Origin of the sequence: Hydrogenimonas cancrithermarum, assembly GCF_030296055.1 — a bacterium.
Taxonomy (GTDB): domain Bacteria; phylum Campylobacterota; class Campylobacteria; order Campylobacterales; family Hydrogenimonadaceae; genus Hydrogenimonas; species Hydrogenimonas cancrithermarum.
This window is the reverse complement of the sequence record NZ_AP027370.1, coordinates 1,053,650-1,076,853: the sequence shown is the minus strand read 5'-3', so window position 1 is coordinate 1,076,853 and position 23,204 is coordinate 1,053,650. Positions and strand designations below refer to the sequence as shown.

At 52.9% G+C, this 23,204-nt stretch carries 25 protein-coding genes; 20 read left to right on the top strand and 5 right to left on the bottom strand.

What is annotated here, in order from left to right:
* The first annotated feature begins 12 nt into the window (after positions 1-12).
* The 18 genes from QUD54_RS05485 (at position 13) to QUD54_RS05400 (ending at position 17,335) form a co-directional block, all read left to right on the top strand.
* The gene (locus tag QUD54_RS05485; protein ID WP_286337946.1) at positions 13-1,668 is read left to right on the top strand and encodes a GspE/PulE family protein; all 1,656 of its coding nucleotides are present in this window, start codon (positions 13-15) and stop codon (positions 1,666-1,668) included.
* Complete coding sequence (locus QUD54_RS05480; RefSeq protein ID WP_286337945.1) at positions 1,665-2,876, top strand: type II secretion system F family protein; 1,212 nt, start codon at positions 1,665-1,667, stop codon at positions 2,874-2,876. Before QUD54_RS05485 ends, QUD54_RS05480 begins: the two co-directional genes overlap by 4 nt.
* Positions 2,877-2,991: 115 nt before the next feature.
* Positions 2,992-3,579 carry a type II secretion system protein gene (locus QUD54_RS05475; protein WP_286337944.1) on the top strand — a complete coding sequence of 196 codons (588 nt, stop codon included), beginning with the start codon at positions 2,992-2,994 and terminating at the stop codon, positions 3,577-3,579.
* 136 nt (positions 3,580-3,715) lie between these two features.
* Entirely contained in the window at positions 3,716-3,919 is a 204-nt protein-coding gene (rpmE, locus tag QUD54_RS05470; RefSeq protein ID WP_286337943.1) for a 50S ribosomal protein L31, read from the top strand.
* A 12-nt stretch (positions 3,920-3,931) separates the two neighbouring features.
* Complete coding sequence (gene rsmI, locus QUD54_RS05465; RefSeq protein ID WP_286337942.1) at positions 3,932-4,759, top strand: 16S rRNA (cytidine(1402)-2'-O)-methyltransferase; 828 nt, start codon at positions 3,932-3,934, stop codon at positions 4,757-4,759.
* A 65-nt stretch (positions 4,760-4,824) separates the two neighbouring features.
* A complete protein-coding gene (rlmB, locus tag QUD54_RS05460) occupies positions 4,825-5,508 on the top strand; it encodes a 23S rRNA (guanosine(2251)-2'-O)-methyltransferase RlmB (protein ID WP_286337941.1) in 684 nt (227 codons plus the stop codon).
* Complete coding sequence (locus QUD54_RS05455; RefSeq protein ID WP_286337940.1) at positions 5,501-6,358, top strand: hypothetical protein; 858 nt, start codon at positions 5,501-5,503, stop codon at positions 6,356-6,358. The genes rlmB and QUD54_RS05455 overlap by 8 nt, the downstream gene beginning before the upstream one ends.
* The gene (locus tag QUD54_RS05450) at positions 6,352-7,173 is read left to right on the top strand and encodes a hypothetical protein (protein ID WP_286337939.1); all 822 of its coding nucleotides are present in this window, start codon (positions 6,352-6,354) and stop codon (positions 7,171-7,173) included. Before QUD54_RS05455 ends, QUD54_RS05450 begins: the two co-directional genes overlap by 7 nt.
* A gap of 3 nt (positions 7,174-7,176) precedes the next feature.
* On the top strand, positions 7,177-8,394 hold the full coding sequence (locus tag QUD54_RS05445) for an LL-diaminopimelate aminotransferase (RefSeq protein ID WP_286337938.1): 1,218 nt from the start codon (positions 7,177-7,179) through the stop codon (positions 8,392-8,394).
* The gene (locus QUD54_RS05440) at positions 8,394-9,656 is read left to right on the top strand and encodes a homoserine dehydrogenase (RefSeq protein ID WP_286338016.1); all 1,263 of its coding nucleotides are present in this window, start codon (positions 8,394-8,396) and stop codon (positions 9,654-9,656) included. Before QUD54_RS05445 ends, QUD54_RS05440 begins: the two co-directional genes overlap by 1 nt.
* A gap of 280 nt (positions 9,657-9,936) precedes the next feature.
* A complete protein-coding gene (locus QUD54_RS05435) occupies positions 9,937-12,003 on the top strand; it encodes a molybdopterin oxidoreductase family protein (protein ID WP_286337937.1) in 2,067 nt (688 codons plus the stop codon).
* A gap of 47 nt (positions 12,004-12,050) precedes the next feature.
* On the top strand, positions 12,051-12,326 hold the full coding sequence (locus QUD54_RS05430; RefSeq protein ID WP_286338015.1) for a YraN family protein: 276 nt from the start codon (positions 12,051-12,053) through the stop codon (positions 12,324-12,326).
* Positions 12,327-12,409: 83 nt separating this feature from the next.
* Positions 12,410-12,730, top strand: a complete 321-nt coding sequence (gene trxA / locus QUD54_RS05425) for a thioredoxin (protein WP_286337936.1) — start codon at positions 12,410-12,412, stop codon at positions 12,728-12,730.
* Between the two features lie 12 nt (positions 12,731-12,742).
* The gene (locus tag QUD54_RS05420) at positions 12,743-13,207 is read left to right on the top strand and encodes a hypothetical protein (protein WP_286337935.1); all 465 of its coding nucleotides are present in this window, start codon (positions 12,743-12,745) and stop codon (positions 13,205-13,207) included.
* A 12-nt stretch (positions 13,208-13,219) separates the two neighbouring features.
* Positions 13,220-14,176 carry a thioredoxin-disulfide reductase gene (trxB, locus tag QUD54_RS05415; RefSeq protein WP_286337934.1) on the top strand — a complete coding sequence of 319 codons (957 nt, stop codon included), beginning with the start codon at positions 13,220-13,222 and terminating at the stop codon, positions 14,174-14,176.
* Positions 14,170-14,937: a 4-hydroxy-tetrahydrodipicolinate reductase gene (dapB, locus tag QUD54_RS05410; protein WP_286337933.1), complete on the top strand. Its 768-nt coding sequence runs from the start codon at positions 14,170-14,172 to the stop codon at positions 14,935-14,937. The genes trxB and dapB overlap by 7 nt, the downstream gene beginning before the upstream one ends.
* 2 nt (positions 14,938-14,939) lie before the next feature.
* Positions 14,940-16,289, top strand: coding sequence for an amidophosphoribosyltransferase (gene purF, locus QUD54_RS05405; RefSeq protein ID WP_286337932.1), 1,350 nt, complete (start codon positions 14,940-14,942; stop codon positions 16,287-16,289).
* Between the two features lie 92 nt (positions 16,290-16,381).
* Positions 16,382-17,335 carry a TIGR01212 family radical SAM protein gene (locus QUD54_RS05400; RefSeq protein ID WP_286337931.1) on the top strand — a complete coding sequence of 318 codons (954 nt, stop codon included), beginning with the start codon at positions 16,382-16,384 and terminating at the stop codon, positions 17,333-17,335.
* Positions 17,336-17,401: 66 nt separating this feature from the next.
* Here QUD54_RS05400 and QUD54_RS05395 read toward each other — a convergent pair whose 3' ends face one another.
* From QUD54_RS05395 to QUD54_RS05375, 5 genes are all read right to left on the bottom strand, one after another.
* Positions 17,402-17,944, bottom strand: a complete 543-nt coding sequence (locus tag QUD54_RS05395; protein WP_286337930.1) for a DUF2393 family protein — start codon at positions 17,942-17,944, stop codon at positions 17,402-17,404.
* Positions 17,941-18,465 carry a DUF2393 family protein gene (locus tag QUD54_RS05390; protein ID WP_286337929.1) on the bottom strand — a complete coding sequence of 175 codons (525 nt, stop codon included), beginning with the start codon at positions 18,463-18,465 and terminating at the stop codon, positions 17,941-17,943. The genes QUD54_RS05395 and QUD54_RS05390 overlap by 4 nt, the downstream gene beginning before the upstream one ends.
* A complete protein-coding gene (hisIE, locus tag QUD54_RS05385) occupies positions 18,458-19,129 on the bottom strand; it encodes a bifunctional phosphoribosyl-AMP cyclohydrolase/phosphoribosyl-ATP diphosphatase HisIE (RefSeq protein WP_286337928.1) in 672 nt (223 codons plus the stop codon). The genes QUD54_RS05390 and hisIE overlap by 8 nt, the downstream gene beginning before the upstream one ends.
* A gap of 1 nt (position 19,130) precedes the next feature.
* Positions 19,131-20,189 (bottom strand): prohibitin family protein, encoded by a 1,059-nt coding sequence (locus QUD54_RS05380; RefSeq protein ID WP_286337927.1) that lies wholly within the window; start codon positions 20,187-20,189, stop codon positions 19,131-19,133.
* Between the two features lie 95 nt (positions 20,190-20,284).
* Positions 20,285-21,199, bottom strand: coding sequence for a branched-chain amino acid transaminase (locus QUD54_RS05375; protein WP_286337926.1), 915 nt, complete (start codon positions 21,197-21,199; stop codon positions 20,285-20,287).
* An 87-nt stretch (positions 21,200-21,286) separates the two neighbouring features.
* On the opposite strand from QUD54_RS05375, the gene QUD54_RS05370 reads away from it, so the two are divergent.
* Positions 21,287-22,705 (top strand): aldehyde dehydrogenase family protein, encoded by a 1,419-nt coding sequence (locus QUD54_RS05370; RefSeq protein ID WP_286337925.1) that lies wholly within the window; start codon positions 21,287-21,289, stop codon positions 22,703-22,705.
* A gap of 1 nt (position 22,706) precedes the next feature.
* On the top strand, positions 22,707-23,147 hold the full coding sequence (locus QUD54_RS05365; protein WP_286337924.1) for a DUF523 domain-containing protein: 441 nt from the start codon (positions 22,707-22,709) through the stop codon (positions 23,145-23,147).
* Positions 23,148-23,204: the final 57 nt, after the last annotated feature.

Sequence of the window (23,204 nt, the reverse complement as noted above, 5' to 3'; positions counted from 1 at the left end):
CGAGGATAGACGATGGCAGAGAACAAACCGATAGGAAAACTGCTCGAAGAGGCAGGTTATATCAACGAAGAGCAGATCGAAGTGGCGCTGGCTGTTCAGAAAGTCGAAAAAAAGTTTTTCGGAGAGATCCTCCAGGAGCTCGATTTTGTAAGTAGCAGCGAAGTCGCGGAAGTACTGGCACTGCAGTATAATGTAGAATATATCGATCTGGATACGATCGTTCCCGAGACAGAGGCACTCAAATCGATTCCCCACGATATCGCGCTTTCCAAAACGGTGCTCCCGCTCGAAATTAGGGATGGGAGCCTGGTCGTGGCGACGCAGGATGTCAACGACCTGATGCTGACCGACTTTCTTCAAAAGACGGCGGGACGTACGATCGAGTACCGGGTGGCGGACAAACGAAAAATCATCCACTATGCCCAGATCTACTACTATCAGCTCGAAAACCCGATCGAGAAGAAGATCGCCGCGATCATCGAAGATGTCAAGGCGGGACGTACGATCAATATCGAGACATTGCTGAATATGATCCTGAACAATGCGATCAAAGACAAAGCGACCGACATCCATATCACGCCGCAGGCCGGGACGCTGCACATTTTCTACCGCCTCGACGGTGTGCTAAAGCATTATTACGCCCTTCCGGTATCGATTCATCAGCAGTTCGTCGCGAAGGTCAAGATCGCGAGCAATCTCGATATTGCGGAGCAGAGAAAACCGCAGGATGGCGGGTTTACCTACACCTTCCTCGGAGAAGAGTTCGACCTGCGTATCTCGACACTTCCAACGAATTATGGCGAAAATATCGTGATGCGCCTGCTTGAAAAGAGCGGTTCGCTCTTCAGCCTCCACCACCTCGGTTTCTCCGAAGAGAACAAAAACAAGATCGAGTATTACTTCTCCAAGCCTTACGGCATCATTCTCGTAACGGGGCCTACCGGAAGCGGTAAGACGACGACACTCTATTCCGCACTCAGAAAGGTCGATTCGTTAAAGAAGAACATCCTGACGATCGAAGACCCGATCGAATACAAATTCGCCTTTATCAAACAGACGCAGGCCAATGACAAAGCGGGATACACTTTCGATGCGGCCATCCGCGCCTTCATGCGCCAAGACCCCGACGTCATGCTGGTCGGAGAGATTCGTGACCCCCAAACGGCCGAACTGGCGATACGTGCGTCGATCACGGGCCACCTGGTTTTGACGACACTGCATACCAATGATGCCGTCGGTGCCATTCCCAGGTTGATCGACCTACAGGTTCCGCCCTATCTCGTCGGCTCCGGTCTTCTGGCCATTCTCGCACAGCGGCTGGTGAGAAAACTCTGTCGTTACTGCAAGCATCCCGTCGAGGTTCCGAAAGCGGATCTCGTGGCACTCGGTATCCCCGAATCGATGCTAAAAGGGCAGGATACGGTCAAAATATACGAAGCGGTGGGGTGTGAGCATTGCCGGTATACCGGATACGCCGGAAGGGAAGCGATCATCGAGATTCTCGAGGTCGACAAGGATATCGAAGCGATGATCGCAGCCGGCGAATCGGTCCTCAACATTCAGCAGAAAGCGATAAGCAAAGGGATGCACCTGATGAAGGAAGATGGGTTCAGAAAGGTACTTGAAGGGGTCACGACGATCGAAGAGGTTTACAGGGTCGTCACGTGATCTACTTTTTCGTTCATGCCAAAACGGAAAGCGGGAAAACGGTTTTCTCCGTTTTCGAAGTCGAAAACTTCGAAACGCTCCTGGAGGAACTGGCACTCGAAGAGTTGATTCCCCAAAAGATCGCCGTACTGCCTCCCGCTTTGGGGAAACTTCTGGTCGGAAAAACCGGGAAGGTCTCTACCGACAATGTCATCGAACTTCTGGAAAATGTCCATCTCGTCGTCAAATCTGGCCTGCCGCTCTACCGCGGAATCATGGATCTGGCACAGGATGCATCCGACAAACGCTATAAAACGATGCTCAAACATATCGCGAAGAAGATCAACAGCGGCCATTCGCTGGAATCCTCGATGGAGCCCTATCGCCGCTCCATCGGCGATGTGGTTCTCAATCTCGTACGCATCGGGGAGAGGACGGGACAGCTCGAAATGACGCTCAGGCGCGCAGCCGAATTTTTAAAAAAGACGACATCGCTCAAAAGAAAAGCCAAACAGGCACTCATCTACCCCTCTTTCGCCTTTATCGCCGTTTTTTCCGCCATGCTTGTCTGGATGATCTACGTTTTGCCGCAGATGACGCAGCTTTTCGAAGAGATGGATATCGAACTGCCCGGTATTACGCTTGCGGTGATGGCCGCGTCCGATTTTCTGCAGGAGTATATTCTCTATCTGATCGCAGGGATCGCCGCCGTGACCGTTTTGGTGATCGCCGCCTATCGGAAATCTTCGCAGTTTCGTTTCTATCTCGACCGAGCGGTGATGAAAATACCGATCGTCTCCCAGATCGTCAAAGGGTTCAACATCGCGTTTATTTCGGAGTATCTGCGAATCGGGATCGAATCGGGCATCCCGATCGTCGACAACTTGGACTCGTTGCGGAAAAACATCTCCAACGAAGTCTTCAAGCGGGCACTCGATTCGACGCTCGAAAGCATCCAGCAGGGGCATCAACTCTCGGGAAGTCTGAAAAAGACCGGTATCATGACCCCTTTCGTGATCCGGATGCTGACCATGGGGGAAGAGTCCGGCTCGCTGGACAAGCAGCTGGAAACGGTATCGGACTACTATTATGAAAGGGTCGAGTACTATGCCGAAAATATCGGCAAGATTATCGAACCGGTCATCCTCATCGTGGTCGGAGGCTTCATGGCTCTGGTGATGATAAGTATCATGGGCCCCTTGTACGATATGCTCTCCAGTATCAAATGAAACGGTATGTCAGAGGCTTTTTATAAAAGGGCGTGTAAAATTTCCGCCAAAGGGTTAAATGGCTTTGAAAAGGGCCGATATACTCTAGTGAAAACTTAATTTAAAGGGAGTTGCTATGAGCAAAATGCGAAGTGGATTTACGTTGGTCGAACTTTCGATCGTTTTGGTGATCATCGGACTTCTGATCGGTGGAGTGCTGAAAGGCAAAGCGATGATCGAGAATGCGAAGATCAAAAGGGTTAAAAGCGATATAGACTCGATTGTCGCGGCGGTTTACAGCTATCAGGACAAATATAGCTATCTTCCCGGAGATGACAGAAACGACAGAACTACAGATCTTGGAGCGACAGGATGTACGGGAGGCAATGGAAACGGTTTGTTCGACCAAGGGGCGATCGAGTATGCCTGCGCATGGCAGGAGTTGGTCGGTGCTGGATTCATTAGCGGAGACCCAACGGACAACGATGAAGCGACCAATCCCAAGCGTACGCCTTTTGGGGGAAGATATCTGTTCAGGTATCGCAACAATTACAATGGGAAGTCCGGCAATTATATCTATGTCGAAAACATTCCGACCGATGTCATCAAGGCACTCGACGAAAAGTATGACGACGGCCAATACAATGCCGGAGACATCCAGTCGCCGACCGATTACAATACGCAGAACAACGCGTATGCCGATATTTACTGGTTCGCTTTTTAAGCGGTTGACGATCTCTTCTTGCAATTTTTCTGCAATTCAAGTATAATTTCAACCCTCCCCCTATGTAGCAGCGGTTTCGTAAATTTCCGAAGCCGCTGTTGTATATGACGCCAAATCAATACACAAGGACACAGTTATGAAAAAAGGGATCCATCCTGAGTATGTCGAATGCCACGTCAGCTGCGCATGCGGCAACAGTTTTACCGTACTCTCCAACAAGCCTGAAATGCGAATCGATATCTGCAACATGTGCCATCCGTTCTTCACGGGATCCGAGAAGATCGTCGATGCAGCCGGACGTGTAGAGAAATTTAAAAGCAAATACAAACTGGGCAAGTAACACCCCACACCTTTGCTCACACTTCTTCCAACCCCGATCGGAAATATCGAAGATATATCGCTTCGTGCGCTTCGGGTTCTGGAAGAGGCCGACGTGCTTCTGTGTGAAGATACCCGCGTCGCCAAAAAACTTCTTCATCTTCTTTCCGAACGCCACGGCCTGAAGCACTCCATTGAAAAATTCATTTCACTTCACAGCCATAACGAAGCGGAAACACTCGAAACCTTCGACAGAACTTTTTTTGAGCGGAACGTCGTATATATGAGTGATGCGGGCATGCCATGCATCAGCGATCCGGGCGCGCTTCTGGTGGCTTACTGCCAGAAGCATGGGGTCGAATATACGGTTTTGCCGGGACCGAGTGCGTTTGCGACGGCATTTGCCGCAAGCGGCTTTACACAGACACACTTCACCTTTTACGGGTTTTTGCCCCACAAAGGCAAAGAGCGTGAGAATGCCTTGCAGCACCTTCTGGGCCAGAGGTGGCCCGTCATCCTCTACGAAGCGCCGCACCGTCTCGAAAAACTGCTTGAAGAACTCGAGAAGGCTGTGCCGGAACGTATCATCTTCGCCGCCAAAGAGATCACGAAAAAACATGAGAGATTTTTCAAAGGCACCCCCTCGGAACTGAAAAGCGAGATCACAGGCCCGCTTTTGAAAGGGGAGTGGGTCGTCATTGTCTCCCCGGCCGAAATCGAGGCGGAGACCTCCGCTATCTCCCTCAAAGAGATCGAAGCACTCGATCTGCCACCCAAGCAGAAAGCGAAACTGATCGCGAAGCTCACCGGCCAACCGGTCAAGGAGTGCTATCGAAATCTTTTAACGAAAGCGAACAACTGACGAAGTACACCCCGTTGCCCGGTATCGACGATAAAAATTAATCAAACTTTCGATATTATCATCCTATGATAGTTTATGGAAAACAGATATGCAATATTTTGATCGAGCGTCATCCGGAGTTGATCGAACGTTTTATTCTGGCGAAAGAGCTCGACAAAAAAGAGTTCGCGAAGGTGAGGCAGATCGGCAAACCGATCGAAAAGGTCGATCCGAAAAAGGCGCAGGCGTTGGCGCGCGGGGGCAATCATCAGGGGTGGCTTTGCGATATCAGGCCCTACCGATATGCGGACCCGAGTGAGTTGAAAGAGGCCGGTTTCCTGGTGGTTCTGGCAGGTCTTACCGATGTCGGCAACATCGGGGCGATCATCCGAAGCGCCTATGCGCTCGGTGCCGACGGTGTGATCGTCAGCGGCATCAAGCAGTTGCAGAGCGAAGCGGTGGTACGTACGAGCGCCGGTGCGATGTTCGACCTGCCTGTCGCGATCGCTCCCAATCTGCTGGACCTTTTGAACGAGCTGAAGCAGAAGGGGTTCACTCTTTACGGCGCGGGCATGGAGGGCGAAGCGATCGAGGATGTGAAGATCGATAAAAAACGGGTGCTGGTTCTCGGCAGTGAAGGAACGGGCATACCGAAACGTGCAATGGAAAAGATGGATAAAATCGTCACGGTCGAAATGGCCAGGCCCTTCGACTCTCTGAACGTCAGTGCGGCGGCTGCGATATTGATCTACAGGATGGGACATGTTTGAGCGGATAGTGGAACAGTACAGCATCGAGGTGGTGGTCAATCGTACAAAGATCTCGAAGAAAAATCTCGAAAAACTGCAAAGCGGTGACTTTGAAGGATTTACGAAACCCCAGGCCTACGGCTTCGTCAAAATTCTGGAACGCGAGTTCGATGAAGATTTCAGTGATCTGAAATCGGCACTCGATGCGTGGTTTTCACAAAGCGGGACGGGCAGCGAAGAGGTCTTTGTCGCCGTAGAGAGGGGTGAACCGGCAAAAAGCAAGATTTGGATCGTTCTGGCACTGGCCGCAGTGGTTCTCTTTCTTGCACTCTATCTTTTCCGGCAGGAGTTTTCGTCCCGGGAGGAAAAGGCTCTATCCGTTTCCACTCAGGAAAAGGCCCAGGTGGTAAAGCCTGAAAAGGAAGGCGTGCTTCCAGAGGGGGCAGTGGAAAAAGAGAACGGCAGTTCCGGTACCGACGAAACACAGAAGCGTCCTGCATCGGCGGCTGAGCAGAGCGGGAGTTCCGTCATGGGCACAGAAGTGAAAGAGGAAGAGAAGCGTGCCGCATCCGAACCCTACGTTCCTGTGGAGAATGCCGTGATCACCCCTTTGGTAAAACTCTGGTTCGGCGTGATCGATCTCAAGACGAAAAAACGTATCGCCAAAGTGACGGACAAACCATACGAGATCGATTCCACGGGGAAAAAACTGCTCGTCACGGGCCACGGACGTTTCGAGATCAGTGACGCGTTCGGCAACCTCTTCAAGTTCAACGATGCGAAAAAGCACTATTTTCTAATCGATGACGGCATGGTCAAAGAGATCGGGTCCGACGAATTCAAACGTCTCAACGGAGGCAAGGGTTGGTAAAAAAGGTTCTGTTGCCGCTGCTCTTTTCTTCGCTCCTTTGTGCCGAAGGCTTGATGGACCGGGCTCGTTCACTGATGGATGAAAACAGCTACAACTCCCATAAAAAACTGATCGCGCTCCTTTTCGAGGATGAAGAAGCTTTTCGAAAAGGTTCCCGCTTCGATATGGTCAAAGTTGCGACGACGCTGGAAGAGAACGGCCTTTTGAATCTGACGCTTCCTGCTGCACGGCAGATCGAGCTGACCTTCGAATATGGCGGAGAGAATCCGCTCTTCTTTATGAAACTGATGGGAGATACGCTTCGCAATATGGGCCTCTCTTTCGTGCTCACGAAAAAAGCCGTCCTGGACAAGAACGGATTTGTCTGGACCGTGATGTTCGAGTCGAAAATGGTTCCCGATCCTGTACTCGTCGCGAAGCGTCTGGAGAAAAACCGTGTCGAGATCACGGAACTCGAACGTCTCGATGCGGCCAGATGGCGCTACAGAATCGATATGAGCAATGCCCGCATCGATGCGAAGATGATGGAGGCCGGAAGTGTGGAGAAGATCGTCCGGCCGGTACGTCCTGTCTGGATCGACGTTTCCCGTATCAAACGGTTGATTGTACGTGAATTACCTGGCAGCCACTGGTATGCAGATGTCGTAGTTTATGATAAAATGCTGCATATTTTATCCATGAAACAGAACGATACGCGCACACGCTATTTGAGCCTCAAACTGCCGCCCGATGCAGTCTATGTAAAAATCAGCGATCGTTTTACCCTGGAAAATCTTCGAAGCGGCCTCAAACTGACCGCCAAAGGTGAAAGATAAAAGATGTTTGACGAAATAGAGTTTGAAAAACTGAAACGGCTTCCGAAATATGTCTTTGCCGAAGTGAACGACCTCAAAATGGCGGCACGGCGTGCCGGTGAAGATGTCATCGACTTCAGTATGGGCAATCCGGACGGGCCTCCGAGTGAAAAAATTATCGAAAAGCTGGTCGAATCGGCCAAAAAGCCAAAAACACACGGTTATTCCGCCAGCAAGGGCATCTACAAGCTTCGCCTGGCGATCTGCAACTGGTACGAGCGCCGCTACGGCGTCGCGCTCGATCCCGAGACCGAAGCGGTCGCGACGATGGGAAGCAAAGAGGGATATGTCCATCTCGTACAGGCGATCACCAATCCCGGCGACACGGCCATCGTTCCCGATCCGACCTATCCGATCCACTCCTATGCCTTTATGCTGGCGGGGGGCGCGGTCCGCAAGATGGAACTGGTATTCAATGACCATTACGAAGTGGATGAGGATCTCTTCTTCATCAACCTCAAAAAGGCATTGATCGAGTCGGTGCCCCGTCCGAAGTTCGTCGTCGTCAATTTTCCGCACAATCCCACGACGGCGACGGTGACACCGGCCTTTTACGAACGGCTCGTCGATATGGCCAAAAAAGAGCGTTTCTACATCATCAGCGATATCGCCTATGCCGACATCACCTTCGACGGCTACAAGACGCCGTCGATTCTGAGTGTCGAGGGGGCGAAGGATGTGGCGGTCGAGAGCTTTACCCTTTCCAAAAGCTACAACATGGCCGGTTGGCGCGTCGGGTTTATCGTCGGGAATCCGAAGATGGTCGGTGCGCTGCAGAAGATCAAGAGTTGGCTCGATTACGGAATGTTCACACCGATTCAGGTGGCTGCGACGATCGCTATCAACGAGCTGGAAAGCGAAGTCGACAAGACGATCGAAAAGTACCGCAAACGCCGCGACGTTTTGATCGACACCTTCAACAAAGCGGGCTGGCCGATCGAAAAGCCCAATGCCAGTATGTTTGTCTGGGCCAAGCTGCCCAAAGAGGCACTGCATCTTGGGAGCCTGGAGTTTTCCAAAAAACTGCTGACCGAAGCGAAGGTGGCGGTCAGCCCCGGCATCGGATTCGGCGAGTATGGCGACCAGTATGTCCGCATCGCGTTGATCGAAAACGAAAAGCGCATCCGTCAGGCGGCACGCAATATCAAGAAATATTTGAAAACACTGAAAGAGGATGGGTGATGATCCAGGTAGGCATTATCGGTGTCGGTACCGTCGGTGAGAGTGTTGCACAGATTCTCGAAGCCAACCGCGATATCATTTCGGCAAGGGCGGGGAAAGAGATTGTCGTCAAAAAGGGCGTGGTACGTAACCTCTCTCGGGCACGCGATGTCGACATTCCTCTGACCGACAATGTGGATGAGGTTCTCGACGATCCCGAAATCGACATTGTCGTGGAGTTGATGGGCGGAGTCGAGGAGCCCTACCGCGTCGTACGCAAAGCACTGCAAAACGGCAAGGCGGTTGTGACGGCCAACAAAGCGCTTCTGGCCTATCACCGCTACGAACTGCAGGAGACGGCCGGCGAGTTGCCCTTTGAGTTCGAAGCGAGTGTGGCGGGCGGTATCCCGATCATCAAAGCGCTTCGTGAAGGGCTTAGTGCCAACCATATCGAGTCGATCAAGGGGATCATCAACGGGACGGCCAACTACATTCTGACCAAGATGATGAACGAGGGGGTCGATTTCGAGCCGGTCCTCAAAGAGGCGCAAGAACTCGGTTATGCCGAGGCGGACCCAACCTTCGATATCGGCGGTTTCGATGCGGCGCACAAACTTTTGATTCTCGCATCCATCGCCTACGGAATCGATGCGAAGCCGGAAGAGATCATGATCGAAGGGATCGAGCAGATCACCCAGGCCGATATCGGCTTCGCCAAAGAGTTCGGTTATACGATCAAACTGCTCGGCATCGCCAAGAAGGTGGGCGAGTTCGTCGAGTTGCGTGTTCATCCGGCATTGGTTCCGCAGAGCCAGATGATCGCCAAGGTCGACGGCGTCATGAACGGTATCAGCGTCATTGGCGACAAGGTCGGCGAGACGATGTACTACGGGCCGGGTGCCGGCGGCGATGCGACGGCGAGTGCCGTGATCAGCGACATTATCGCGATCGCCCGTGGCGGCAAGGCATCACCGATGCTCGGCTTCAAGCGTCCGCTCGAGAGCGGGCTCAAACTGCTCGGTCGCGAATCGATCGTCAGCAAATACTATCTTCGCCTCGAAGTGGCGGACCGTCCGGGTGTATTGGCCAAAGTGAGCCAGGTAATGGGCGAGCAGAATATCTCGATCGAGACGATGCTTCAAAAACCTGGGCAAGAGGGCTCCGCATCACTGCTGCTTGCGACGCATGCTTGTGAAGAGCGGGCGATGCAGGAAGCCCTTAAAGCTCTCTTCGAGCTCGAAAGTGTCAAAGAGCGTCCGATGATGATACGGATGGAAGCGTAAGTTCAAACCGACGCTACGCACCAAACACCGCCATCCGTCAAACGAGAACGCCGTTGAAAAGCTTCGAACGTAGCTTTCCTTGCCGCTGCCTCGTGCACTCGTACGACGTTTGAGTGGCGGATGGGAGTGCATGGTGCATAACGCCAGTTAAAAGTTAAAAACTAAAAATGAAAAGTTTGGGAAAAGCGCTTCGCTTTTTATTATAATTTTTAAATGTTGACTGTAGAGCAGTTTACTGAAATTTTCAATTTTTAGTTTTCAACTGATCAGGGGGCTCATCTTGCATTACACCGAAATCGAAAGTGTCTGCACCTACTGTGGTGTCGGCTGTGATATCGTCGCACAGGTCGACGACAACAAAATCCAGAAAATCACGGCCGACAAAGACGGTTATGTCAGCCAGGGAAAACTCTGCATCAAAGGCAAATATGGGTTCGACTTCCTCGATGCCGATGCACGCCTCCGCGAACCGCGTATCGCCAGACGGTTTCTGGAAAAGAATCCGCTTATAAGAAACGAGATAGAAGGCGCTTTGAAACCGCTCGACGACGATTGGTATACGACCGATCTGCAAAGTGCCGTCAAAGCCGCGGCGATGAAACTGAGCGAAATCCGCAAAAGCTACGGCGACGAGAGTTTCTGCGCCATCGGCGGGGCACGTACCAGTTGTGAAAGTGCCTACCTCTTTCAAAAGTTCACCCGCGACGCTATGAACTCGCCACATGTCGACAACTGTGCGCGTGTCTGCCACTCTCCCAGCCTCAAGGGAATGCGTGCCACGATCGGCGAGGGGGCTGCGACCAATCCCTACAACGACATCTACGAGACCGAGTTTATTCTGATCATAGGCTCCAATACAACCGAAGCGCATCCGATCGTCGCCAACCGCATCATCGATGCGGCGAGACTTCACGACAATGTAGCAGTCATCGATGTGCGCGAGATCAAGATGATGAAATACGCCAAGCACAAGGCGGTCATCCCGCATGAAGCGAATCTCCTGGTACTCAATATGATGGCATACGTCATTCTCAAGGACGAGCTCTACAACAAGAAGTTCGTGGAGAGCCGGACGACGGGATTCGAGGCCTACAGGCAGAAGATATTGAACGACCCGTATGCCGATCCGGAATTCTTCAGAAAGATTCCGGGCTACGAACATCTGGCCACACTCATTCCTATCATCGCACGCGAGTATGCACTGAAAAAATCGATGATCTTCTGGGGACTCGGGATCACGGAGCATCTGGATGGAAGCTACGCGGTGATGGCGATCACCCATCTGGCGCTGCTGACCGGCAATATTGGAAAGACGGGAGCCGGGCTGATGCCGTTGCGCGGCCAGAACAATGTACAGGGTGCGTGCGACATGGGGTGTCTTCCCTACTACGATCCCGACTACCAGACACCGAAAAAGGTGGGGTTGATGACGCCGCAGCTGGTCGATGCGATGCTGGAGGGCAAAATCAAGGCACTGCTCAATATGGGTGAAGATATCGCCCATATCCACCCCAACCAGAACAAGATCGACAAAGCACTGAACGAGCTCGAGTTCATCATGGTGCAGGAGCTTTTCATGACCGAGATCGCAAAGCGCGCCGACATCGTCATCGGCGTCAAATCGGCGTACGAAAAGGAGGGCGTCTATGTCAACGCGATGCGGCGCCTTCACCTCTCTCAACCGCTGATCGAAAGCGACCTTCCCGACGATTGGGAAGTGATCAAGATGCTCGATAACGCGATGGGGGGCAACTACGACTACGAAACGAGTGAAGATGTCTGGAACGAAGTGCGTGAAGTGGCCCATCGAAGGTTCAGCGGCGCCAGCTACCTGCGTCTGAAACGCCACCGCAAGCGCGGGTTGCAATGGCCGGTCTATATCGAGGATACGCCGGTGCTGCATTTGCTCGATTTTCGCACAGAAGATGGCCTTGGCAGATTCATCTACCACTCCTACAAACTGCGCGGGATGGTGGAAGAGCTGCTGAACGAAGGTGTCGAAGAGGGCTACTACCTGACAACCGGGAGAACGCTTGCTCACTACAACAATGCCGCTCAGACAATCCGGAGCGAGAAGCTGAACAACCGCTATGCCGAGGATATTCTTTTGGCGAGTGAAGAGGATGAAGCACGCTTTCCAAAAAGCGAGTACGTCGTTTTGAAGAGTGCCTACGGCCAGAGCGCTCCGCTGTGTGTCAAATTTAGCGACAAGATCAGGCCGAATACCCTCTTTACCACTTTCCACCACGCCAAATCGCACATCAACTATCTTTTCGGCGATGCGAGCGACGAGCTGATCCTCACCGCTGCGTTCAAATCGATCAAAGTGGAGGTTCTTCCGGCGTGAGCAGAGAACGGGGCAACCGCGCCGAAGATCTCGCCTGCGATTGGCTGATGCTGCAGGGGTGCCGGATTTTGGAGCGCAATGTCTATTCCCGCTTCGGCGAGATCGACATTGTCGCCGAGAAGGGCGGCGTTCTCCACTTTGTCGAGGTCAAGAGCGGAACCACCTTCGAGCCGATCTACAATATCACGCCTTCCAAACTTGCCAAACTCCTCCGTTCTATCGATGCCTATCTCAAAAAACATCGACTCGAAAGCCCTTATCAGCTCGATGCGCTGATCGTAAAGGGTGAGCGGTGCGAATGGATAGAAAATATTACGGTTTGATGACACGATTAGTCCCCGACAACAAAATATTTTAAAGATTTACCCGCTATAATCTATCAACAAATTTCTCAAGGAGATCCATAATGGGTAAATATATTGAACTGAACAGCGGTAACTTCGACGAAACGGTAAAAGAGGGTGTGACTCTGGTAGATTTCTGGGCCCCGTGGTGCGGACCGTGCCGTATGATCGCGCCGGTTATCGAAGAGCTTGCCGAAGAGTATGAAGGCAGAGCGAAAATCGCGAAAGTCAACACTGACGAAGAGCAGGATCTCGCGATCAAATACGGTATCCGCTCTATTCCTAGTATCCTCTTCTTCAAAGACGGCCAGGTTGTAGATCAGATGGTTGGTGCCGCTTCGAAGCAGGCATTTGCCGAAAAACTCGACGCACTGCTCAGCTAACGTCTGAAACCGATGCAGAAACGGAGGGGAAAATCTCTTTTCTCCTTCTCGTATGTTTTCGCGTCGTTCTTCGGCGCGGCGATGATCGCGGCGGCTTTCGCCTACTTCAACTACAAATACTCCCAGTACAAATTTATCAATTTCAAAGAGACGATACTCTATACTAAGTCCCAATTATTCGTACCTGAGAAAGATCGCTACATCGTTGTGATCTACAGTTCGCATATGGGAAATATCGACAAAGCATTGGTGCCGCTTCAGCGAAAAAACAGTGTACTGGCGATCGACTTGTATCAACAGCGCAGAGCCGCTGAAGGAAATGTGACTTTTGCGACGGCGGGGACCAATACGCTGCTTAAAATCATTCATCGGTTTCACATTCGTGAAGTTCCAAGCTATTTTATGATTAAAAAGCAGAACGACCACGGGCGTTACAAACAAGACAGCAAAATCTATCTGCTGGATACAGTGCAATAAGAAGGAGAAAAGATGCTTGACTTGGCGATTATCGGAGGCGGACCGGCCGGATTGACGGCAGGGCTCTACGCCACGCGCGGAGGACTCGAAAATGTCGTGATGTACGAAAAGGGGATGCCCGGCGGTGCGATTACCCAGAGCAGCGAGGTCGAGAACTATCCCGGTATCGCGGAGGTGGTAACGGGGATGGAATTGATGCAGGAGTGGCCGAAACAGTGTATGCGTTTCGGACTCAAGCATGAGATGGCCGAGGTGAGTCGTGTCAGTCGTCCCGAAGGGCTCTGTTTCAAGATCGAACTGAGCGACGGGAGGGTCGAAACGGCCAAGAGCGTCATCGTCTGTACCGGAAGCACGCCCAAGCGTGCCGGCTTCAAAGGTGAAGACGAGTTTTTCGGCCGTGGTGTCAGCACCTGTGCCACCTGCGACGGATTTTTCTACAAAGGCAAAGAGGTGGCTGTCATCGGTGGCGGTGATACGGCGCTCGAAGAGGCGCTCTATCTCGCCAACATCTGTTCGAAAGTCTATGTCGTACACCGTCGTGACGAGTTCCGGGCCGCGCCTTCCACGGTAAAACGTGTCAAGGAGAACGAGAAGATCGAACTGGTTCTGAATGCCGTTCCCGAAGAGGTCTACGGCGATGCGATGGGCGTCAACGGCCTGAAAGTGAAAAAGAGAGAGTCGGGTGAAGTGATCGACCTGCCGGTACCGGGCGTCTTCGTATTCGTCGGCAACAATGTAAACAACGAGGTACTGAAACAAGAAGACGGTTCGTTTCTCTGCGAGTTGAACGAATGGGGCGAAGTGGTCGTCGACCTGGCGATGCGAACGAGTGAAGAGGGCCTGTTCGCTGCGGGGGATCTGCGCATTATGGCCCCCAAACAGGTTGTCTGTGCCGCCGGTGACGGTGCCAATGCCGCCATCGGTGCCATCGCCTATGTAGAACATCTTAAACGGGAGAATCTATGCTGAATGTTGGAGTCTACGGCGCCAATGGACGCGTCGGCCAGCTGTTGGTCAAAAATTTGACGGAAGATCCGGATACCACGGTCGCAGCGCTTTGCGAAAGAGACCGCATCGACTACCATGCACCGGAGGGGTCGGTCGTCACCAACGATGCCAAAATATTTCTCGACAGCTGCGACGCGGCGATCGATTTTACGGTCCCCGAAGCGACCGAAGCACTTTTGAGAGCGGCGATGGATCGCCCGAAACCGCTGGTGATCGGGACGACGGGACTGAACGATGCACAGCGTGCATTGTTGGAAGAGGCGAGCGAGATCATGCCGATCCTCTATGCGACCAATATGTCGGCAGGGATCGCACTGCTCAAGAAACTGGTACAGATGACCGCGGAAAAGTTGGGTGATTTCGACATCGAGATCGTCGAACAGCACCACCGGTACAAGAAAGATGCACCGAGCGGTACGGCACTTACGCTTGCCGAATTCGCTGCCAAAGGGCGCGGCGTCGATCTCGACAAGGCGCGTGTCAGCTGCCGCGACGGCATGACAGGAGAACGCTCCAAAGAGGAGATCGGCGTCATGGCGATTCGCGGTGGCGATGTGGTCGGCCGGCATACGGTGGGGTTCTACAACGACGGTGAATTTATAGAACTCAACCACACGGCGACAAGCAGGGAGACCTTCTCCAAAGGTGCGGTGCGTGCCTGCAAGTGGCTGGTGAACCAGCCTGCCGGCCTTTACGATATCAGTGATTGTCTGGGACTGTAGCGATGGATAGAGCATTAAACGAAAAGTGTGCGGTTGTCGGTGTTTTCGACGTCAAAGGTGCGGCGCAGATCGCTTATTTCGGTCTTTTCGCGCTGCAGCATCGCGGCCAGGAGGCGGCAGGAATCTGCTCCAACAAAGAGGGAAGGTTTCATCTGATCAAAGATCGGGGGCTCGTGACGCGCGTCTTTACCGAAAAGAAGATCAAAAAGCTCAAGGGCGATATGGCGATCGGCCATACCCGCTACTCGACTGCGGGGGACGATTCGATTCTCGATGCTCAGCCGGTGTATGCACGCTACGATCTCGGAGAGATCGCGATCGTTCATAACGGCAACCTGACGAATGCACAGGAGGTGCGTGACCAGTTGATCAAGCGGGGTGCGATCTTCCAGACCTTCATGGATACGGAAAATATGATCCACCTGATCGCCAAGAGTGAAAAGGATCGCCTGATCGACCGTATCGTCGACGCACTGCACAAAGTGGAGGGGGCATACTCTTTCGTCATCCAGAGCCGCAGCAAGATGTATGCGGTGCGTGACCGTTTCGGCTTCCGCCCGCTAAGCCTGGCCAAGCTCGGTGACGGCTACATGGTCGCCAGCGAAACGTGTGCGTTCGATCTGGTGGGTGCGGAGTTTATCCGCGACATCAAGCCGGGCGAGATGCTGATATTCGAAAAGGGCAAAGCGCCGCGATCCATCCAGGTTTTCGAGCCCGATCCGCACAAATGTATCTTTGAATATATCTACTTTGCGCGTCCTGACAGCGTGGTCTACGGAAAAAATGTCTATACGCTGCGGAAAAAGATGGGGCGTGAACTCGCCAAAGAGCTTCCCGTCGATGCCGATATGGTCGTACCGGTCCCCGACAGCGGCGTTGCCGCGGCACTCGGCTATTCGCAAGAGAGTGGCATTCCGTTCGAACTCGGTATTATGCGGAACCACTATGTCGGCCGTACCTTTATCGAACCGACGCAGGAACTTCGCAATCTGAAGGTCAAAATGAAGCTGAGTCCGATCCGCGAAGTGATCGAAGGCAAGCGCCTCATCGTCATCGACGACTCGATCGTACGGGGTACGACCAGCAAACAGATCGTTTCGATGCTCAAAGAGGCGGGGGCGGCGGAGGTACATATGCGTATCTCCTCTCCGCCGACGACCGATCCTTGTTACTACGGGGTCGATACGCCGGAAAAAGACAAATTGATCAGCGCGCGTATGACGACGGAAGAGATCCGTGACTATATCGGAGCCGACTCGCTCGCCTATATTTCGATCGAGGGTCTCATGCGATCCGTAGGGGATGACCAGAGTTACTGTAAAGCCTGTTTCGACGGGAACTATATCGTTTAGAAGGTTGAAGAGGCGAAGGTTGGAGCCGAGTTTTCAAGACGAAAACTCTCTCGACTTCCACCTCCAGCCAAGCGAAGCGTTAAAGGGGGAGTGTGAAAAAAGTATTGACCATTGGGCGGTATTTTCGCAAAAAATTCGGCGAAGATGTCTACAAGGTACCGCTCAGTATCCAGGGGTTTACCTGTCCGAATATCGACGGGACCGTCGCGAAGGGAGGGTGTACGTTTTGTCTGAACGAATCGTTCAGCCCCAATCTCGCCAAACCTTCGAAAAAGTTCTATCTCAATCCCGCAAGCAGCGAAAACCCGCTGCTTGAAAAACAGCTCGAGCAGGTGCGCATACAGTACGGTGCCACATCGAAGCGCCTTGCGGGCAAATATGGCGTGAAAAAGTTTCTCGCCTATTTTCAGTCGTTTACCAATACTTATGCTCCTATCGAGACGCTCAAGGCGCTCTATGAAGAGGCGCTGCGGCAGCCTGGCTGTATCGGCCTGAGCATCGGAACACGCAGTGACAGCGTGACCGACGAGATTCTCGACTATCTTGCGGAACTTTCCGAAAGGTATGAGATATGGATCGAGTATGGAATCCAGTCGATCTACGATGAGACGCTCGAAGCGATCAATCGGGGGCACGACAGTGCCAATGTCAAAGAGTGGATCGAACGCAGCAAGGCAAAAGGGCTCAATGTTTGCGGCCACGTGATTTTCGGTCTGCCGGGTGAAAATGAGACGATGATGCTCGATACCGTTCGGGAGTCAATCCGGTGGGGTATCGACTCGATCAAGATTCACCCCCTTTATGTCGTCAAAAACACGGCGCTCGCCGTCGATTATTTGAAGGGAAAGTTCACGCCTATCGATGAAGAGACCTACATCAGGCTGCTGGTCGAGTCGATCAAGATGCTGCCGCCGACGATCAGCGTGCAGCGTGTGACGGCAGGTATCGAAGACGATTCGCTGCTCGCTCCGGAGTGGTGCCGCAACAAACATCGGCAGATGAAGCATATTCGTGAAGCGCTGAAAAAAGCGGGGTACATCTACTGAACCCTTGACATGAACTCCCGTTCATGTCATCTTTCTCAAAACTCAAAACTCAAAACTCAAAACTCTTCAGTGGCAGTAGAGTTTGTAGATAAGGCGTGTCTTTGAAAAGTAGGGCGGATAGTGCATCCGTATCGTGAAAGGCTGCACTTCTCTCGGCTTGAGATCTCTGGCTACGACAAACTCTTTTTCGATCGTATTGGGCCGGTTTTCCTTCTTCTCTTTCGATTTGAAGAACTCGAGTCCGGAAGGCTTGAATATCTGCCCTCCGCTCAGTTTTCCCGCTTCCACCGGATTGTTGATCATCTTGACCGTGAGTTTGCACTTCCCGATCGTGAACTTCCCGACATTGGCGACCTTCCCTTTGAAAACGATCTCTTCGGTACGGAGTATCCGATGATTCTCTATCGAGAGCAGTTTCCCTTTTTTTGTATATTTGTCGAGTACGAACATGCTGAATACGGCTGCTGTCGACGTAACCAGGAACGATGCGAAGACCATCGACCAGAAGACGTTTGGCCGGCTCTCTTTTCTTGAGACGATGACCAGTAGGATAAAGAGGGCCAGAAAAAAGAGAAGCATAAGCCAGTGGATGATGGTGAAATAGGTCATGGATAGCACCTCGCTAGTACGGAGAGATTGAAATCGTTTCTACTGAAATGATCGACGACTATTTTAAAGGGTTTAGCCGAGCCTTTTTCGAGTGCCTCGCCGAGTGGCTCGATACGGATATCGAGCGGTTTGAAAAAAGCGGAGAGTGCTTCGATCCCGCCCTTCGCAGGTTTGCGGAAAATCAGCACGAGATCGCATTTTGAAAAGTTGATCTTTCCACGATTTTCTATGGTACCTTCAACGATAGCGGCGTCGCTGTATGCCAGTGTTTTTACCTTTTCAACCTCGACTTCGGCTGCTCTTAGATAACTGTCCATCGCCACCTTGATGGCTGGCGGGCCTGCGAAGAAGAGGAGAAAACCGATAAAAAGAAGTGCGTAAGCAATCGTTTTTCGCTTGATGAAAGCACCGAGGATCATTAGGAGCACAGCGAGGAAGAGAACCCATCCAATCGCCATAAAATCGTATTTTGTAAGAGAATGAAAGGTGTAGTAGAGGTAACTTTTAAAAAGTTCAGCCATCGTCTCTGCTGTTTTTCTCTTCGATGCCGCTCATGCCGAAGCGGCGTGCGAGCTCCTGTTTGATACGGTCGGGAGAGATCTCTTTTTTTCCGAGTGCGACCAGGACATGATAGGTCAGGTCCGCACACTCGTAGACGATCTCGTCCTCATCGTCGTCTTTGACGGCGAAACAGAACTCTCCCGCCTCCTCGACGATTTTTTTGAGCATGCCGTTCTCTTTTCCCTGCAGCAGTTTTGCCGTGTACGAAGTGTTCGGATCGCTCTTTTTCCGCTCGAGAATGGTGTGGTAGAGTGTGTCGACGACGCCGTAGACTGCAGTCGTATCGACCTCCGCGTCCGTGGTCGTTTTACCGGACTGAATATCGGTAAAGAAGCAACTTTTGCGGCCCGTATGGCAGGCGACGCCGTGTTGATGCACCAGCAGCAGCAAGGTGTCGCCGTCGCAGTCGAGCATCATCTGCACGATCTCCTGGGTGTGGCCGCTGGTTTCACCTTTTTTCCAGAGACGCTTGCGGCTTCTGGAGTAGTAGTGTGCATATCCGGTGTCGCGGCTTTTCTCGAACGCCTCTTTGTTCATGTAAGCGAGCATCAGCACCTCTTTGGTGTCGGCATCCTGCACGATGGCAGGAACGAGCGGCGTCTTTTCCCAGTCGATCGTGATCATGCTAACGTCCTACGGTCGTCGTCTTCTGTTTGTCTTTGCTGTCGATCCAGATATTCGGTACCGCACCACCGGGTGTCAGGAAGATTTTGGCGTCTTTGTTGAACTTGAGTGCTTCGTTGAACTTGCCCTGGATCTGAATCTGTTTGAGTGTCAAAAGTTTGTCGGAGAGTGAATCGCTGATCAGTTTGTTCGCTTTGGCCTGTGCATTGGCCTCGATGCGGATACGGTCCGCTTCGCCTTGCGCTTCGATCTTTTTCGCGTCAGCTGTACCTTTTGCGAGTGCCGCTTTTTTCTCGGCTTCCTGTTTCGCTCTCAACACCTCGTATTTGACACGCTCCGCTTCCTGCTTCGCGATCTGAACGCGCTCGATCTGGTCTTTGATTTTCGGAGGCAGCATGATGGATCGCAACTGCACGGCGACCAGTTCGACCGGTTCGCCTTCCAGTTTGTCGATCTCTTTGGCGATCGCTGTCTGGATTTTTATCGCGATTTCGTTCCGTTTGACGGGAAGATCTTCTGCTTTGTACTGGCCGATGACGTTTCGAACGACATCACGCACGACGGGGTTGATGATCTTCTCTTCCCAGTTGAGGCCCCATTCCGCGATGGTTTGGGGAGCGCGCATCGGGTTGAGTCGGTACTGAACCGTCAATTCGATATTGACAGGAAGGCCCCGTGCGTCGAGCACTTCGATCGCCGGTTTGATCAAAACGCCGCCGCGTCGGTCGAAATCCCCTTCGCCCGCATGCGATTTATAGTTGACGATCCGTACGCGCGTGTCGACGACGATGACATCCTGTATGGCGGGAATGAAGAGGTGAAGCCCCGGCTGAAGCGGCTGGGGATCGAACTTACCCGCCGTTTTCAAAATACCGACTTCGCCGGAGTTGATGACGACGAACGGTTTGAAAAATATCAGTAGCGCCGCGACGATGATGAGCACGTAAAGCGCCGTCGCTTTCTTGCTGAAATCCTGGATGAACTGTGGCGGTTTCGGAGGCTGGTTGTCGCCGCCTTTGCCGCGCTGCTTATTGAAATAGTCGTTCATGTCTGCTGGCATGATGTTCCTTTTTTGTGTTAAGTACTATGTTGTGTATCGAGTGTTTTGGTTTTTGAAAAAAGGTTTTTCAATCCCAGTATACCCGATAACAAAATTTAGATATAGGTCAAATAGTGTTCGAAATCTTTGTTTCGGCCGTAAACGACATCGAAGTATTCACGCTGCAAATGTTCGGTAATCGGGCCGCGTTTGCCTTCGCCGATAACGCGGGCGTCGACTTCGCGCACCGGTGTCACCTCCGCCGCGGTCCCCGTGAAGAAAGCTTCGTCGGCGATGTAGACTTCGTCGCGGGTGATACGGCGGAATTCGACGGTGTAACCCAGTTTTTCGGCAAGCTCGATGACAGTCGCCTGGGTGATCGATTCGAGGCTGTTGTCGTGCGGTGGCGTGACGATGACACCGTCGCGGACGATGAAGAAACATTCGCCGCTCCCTTCGGCGACAAAGCCTTCGTCATCGAGAAGCAGCGCCTCTTCGTAGCCCGCTTCGAGCGCTTCGAATTTGGCCATCTGGCTGTTGAGATAGTTGGCGACCGCCTTGGCTTTGCCCATCGTCGATTTGACCGAGTTTCTGGCAAACGAGGCGATTTTGACGCGGATTCCGTTTTCGAGCCCATCGTCGCCGAGGTAGCTGCCCCACTCCCATGCCGCGATCGCCACTTCGACGGGGGCGTTGATGTGGTAGAGGCCCATGACGCCGTATCCCAGATAGATGAGCGGGCGAATGTAGACGTTGCTTTCGAAGTGGTTTTCGCGCAGCAGTTCCAGCTGTGCGGCTTCGAGTTCTTCGAGTGTGTATGGGCTCTTGATCATCGTGATCTTGGCCGAGTTGAGCAGGCGCCGGGTGTGGTCGCGCAGACGGAAGATCGCCAGTCCTTTGTCGGTCTTGTAGGCGCGGGTCCCTTCGAAGACGCCGTTGCCGTAGTGTAGCGTATGTGTCAGGATATGAACGTTCGCCTCGTCCCAGGGAACCAGTCTGCCGTTCATCCAAATGGTATCAGCTTGTTTCATTCAGTACTCCAAAAGAGATGTTTCAGTAAAAAATTGGTTGATTTTATCTTATAATAGATTAAAAGCAGTTTTTGAAAAAGGGATAGCATGATCGAAGCGAAAATCTTTATGGGGTCCAAAACGGTTTCAAAAGGTGAAAAAGGGGAGAGAAAATCACCATACAGCGGTGAGGTGGTTTCAGTGTTTCCGCTTTGCGGTGCCGAAGATGCCGAAGCGGCGCTGAAGGTAGCGGAAAGCGCCTTCGAGCGAAGCAGGAGAGCACCGCTTTCACAGCGTATCGCATGGCTACGTGACGTGGCGAAACGGATGAGAGAACAGAAGGAGCTTTTTGCCAAAACGATTACCGACGAGATCGGGAAGCCGGTCATGTTCAGCCGCATCGAGGTGGATCGCTGTATCGAGACGATCGACCTGACGGCCGATGCACTGGTTCATCTGCGGGGTGAGACGATCCCGACCGACGCGACACCGAGCGGAAAGAGATCGACGGCCTTCTGGCGCCGCGTTCCCGCCGGCGTCGTCGTGGCGATCACCCCGTTCAACTTCCCGCTCAATCTCGCCGCGCACAAACTCGCTCCCGCCCTGGGAGCCGGCTGCAGCGTCGTGCTCAAGCCGACCCCGGAAGCGCCGGCGACGGCCTACCTCTTCGCAAAACTCTTCATCGAAAGCGAATACGCTGTCGAAGACGCCTTGAGTGTCGTCTATGGCGATGCCGAAGTGGGGAGCGCACTCGTGACGAGCCCCATACCGCGTGTCGTCAGCTTTACGGGCAGCGTCCCGGTCGGCAACATCATCACGAAAAGCGCGGGTATCAAGAAGGTGAGCCTGGAGCTCGGCGGCAACGCGGCGACATTCGTCGAAAAGAGCGCCGACATCGCCCATGCCGCAGCGCGCTGCGCCTTTGGTGCCTTCGTCAACTCCGGCCAGGTCTGCATCTCTTTGCAGCGTATCTACGTCGATGCCGCGGTTTACGACGACTTCGCCGAAGCGCTGGCGGAAGAGACGAAAAAGCTCAAAGTCGGCAGCCCCTACGACGACGACACCTTCATGGGCCCGCTCATCAACGACGAATCGAAAGAGCGGGCGATGCGGTGGGTCGAGAGTGCCGCAAAAGAGGGTGCCCGCGTCGTCGCGGGGGGTGAGCTCGTAGACGGCATTTTCGCCCCGACCGTCATGGCCGACGTCACGGACGATATGGCCATCGTCTGCGAGGAGGTCTTCGCCCCGATCGTCAGCCTCGTCAAAGTCGAAAGTTTCGACGAAGCGGCCCGGAAGATGAACGACTCCCCCTACGGCCTGCAGTTCTCCATCTTCACCAACGACCTGCGTATGACGCAGCGCGCGCTCGATGCGTTCGAGTGCGGCGGCATCGTCGTCAACGATGTCCCGACGGTGCGCTTCGACATCCAGCCCTACGGCGGCATGAAGCTCTCCGGTGTCGGCCGCGAAGGACCGCAGTTCGCCCTGGAGGAGTTCACGGAGATCCAGTCGGTGGTGATTTTCTGAAATGGGTAAAAAAGTGGCCGTCAGCGCCTGTCTGGCCGGAAAGAATTGCCGCTACAACGGTGAGCCAAAGGGCAATCCGGAAGTGATGGAAAAACTGGAAAAAGAGGGGTGTGAAATCGTGTTCTTCTGCCCCGAAGACGCCTGTTTCGGCACCCCGCGCGAAGCGATGGACCTCACCGTCACCCCCGAGGGCGTCAAAGCACTTACCAAATACTCCAAAGCCGACCGTACCGAACCCATCGTCGAATATGCCGAGAAGTTTTTCGAAGACCATCCCGACATCGACCTCTTCGTCGGGAAGGCCAGAAGCCCCAGCTGCGGTGTCCGTACCGGAAAACTCTATGACGAAGAGGGCAATCTCATCAGCGAAAAAGAGGCCGGCATCATGGCCGCCGAAGCCAAAGCCCGGGGTATCGAAGCGGTGGACGACGAAAATTATTGATTGTTTAACAAAATAAACCAAAAAACAGTATAATCTTTTCAACCAGACACGATGCTG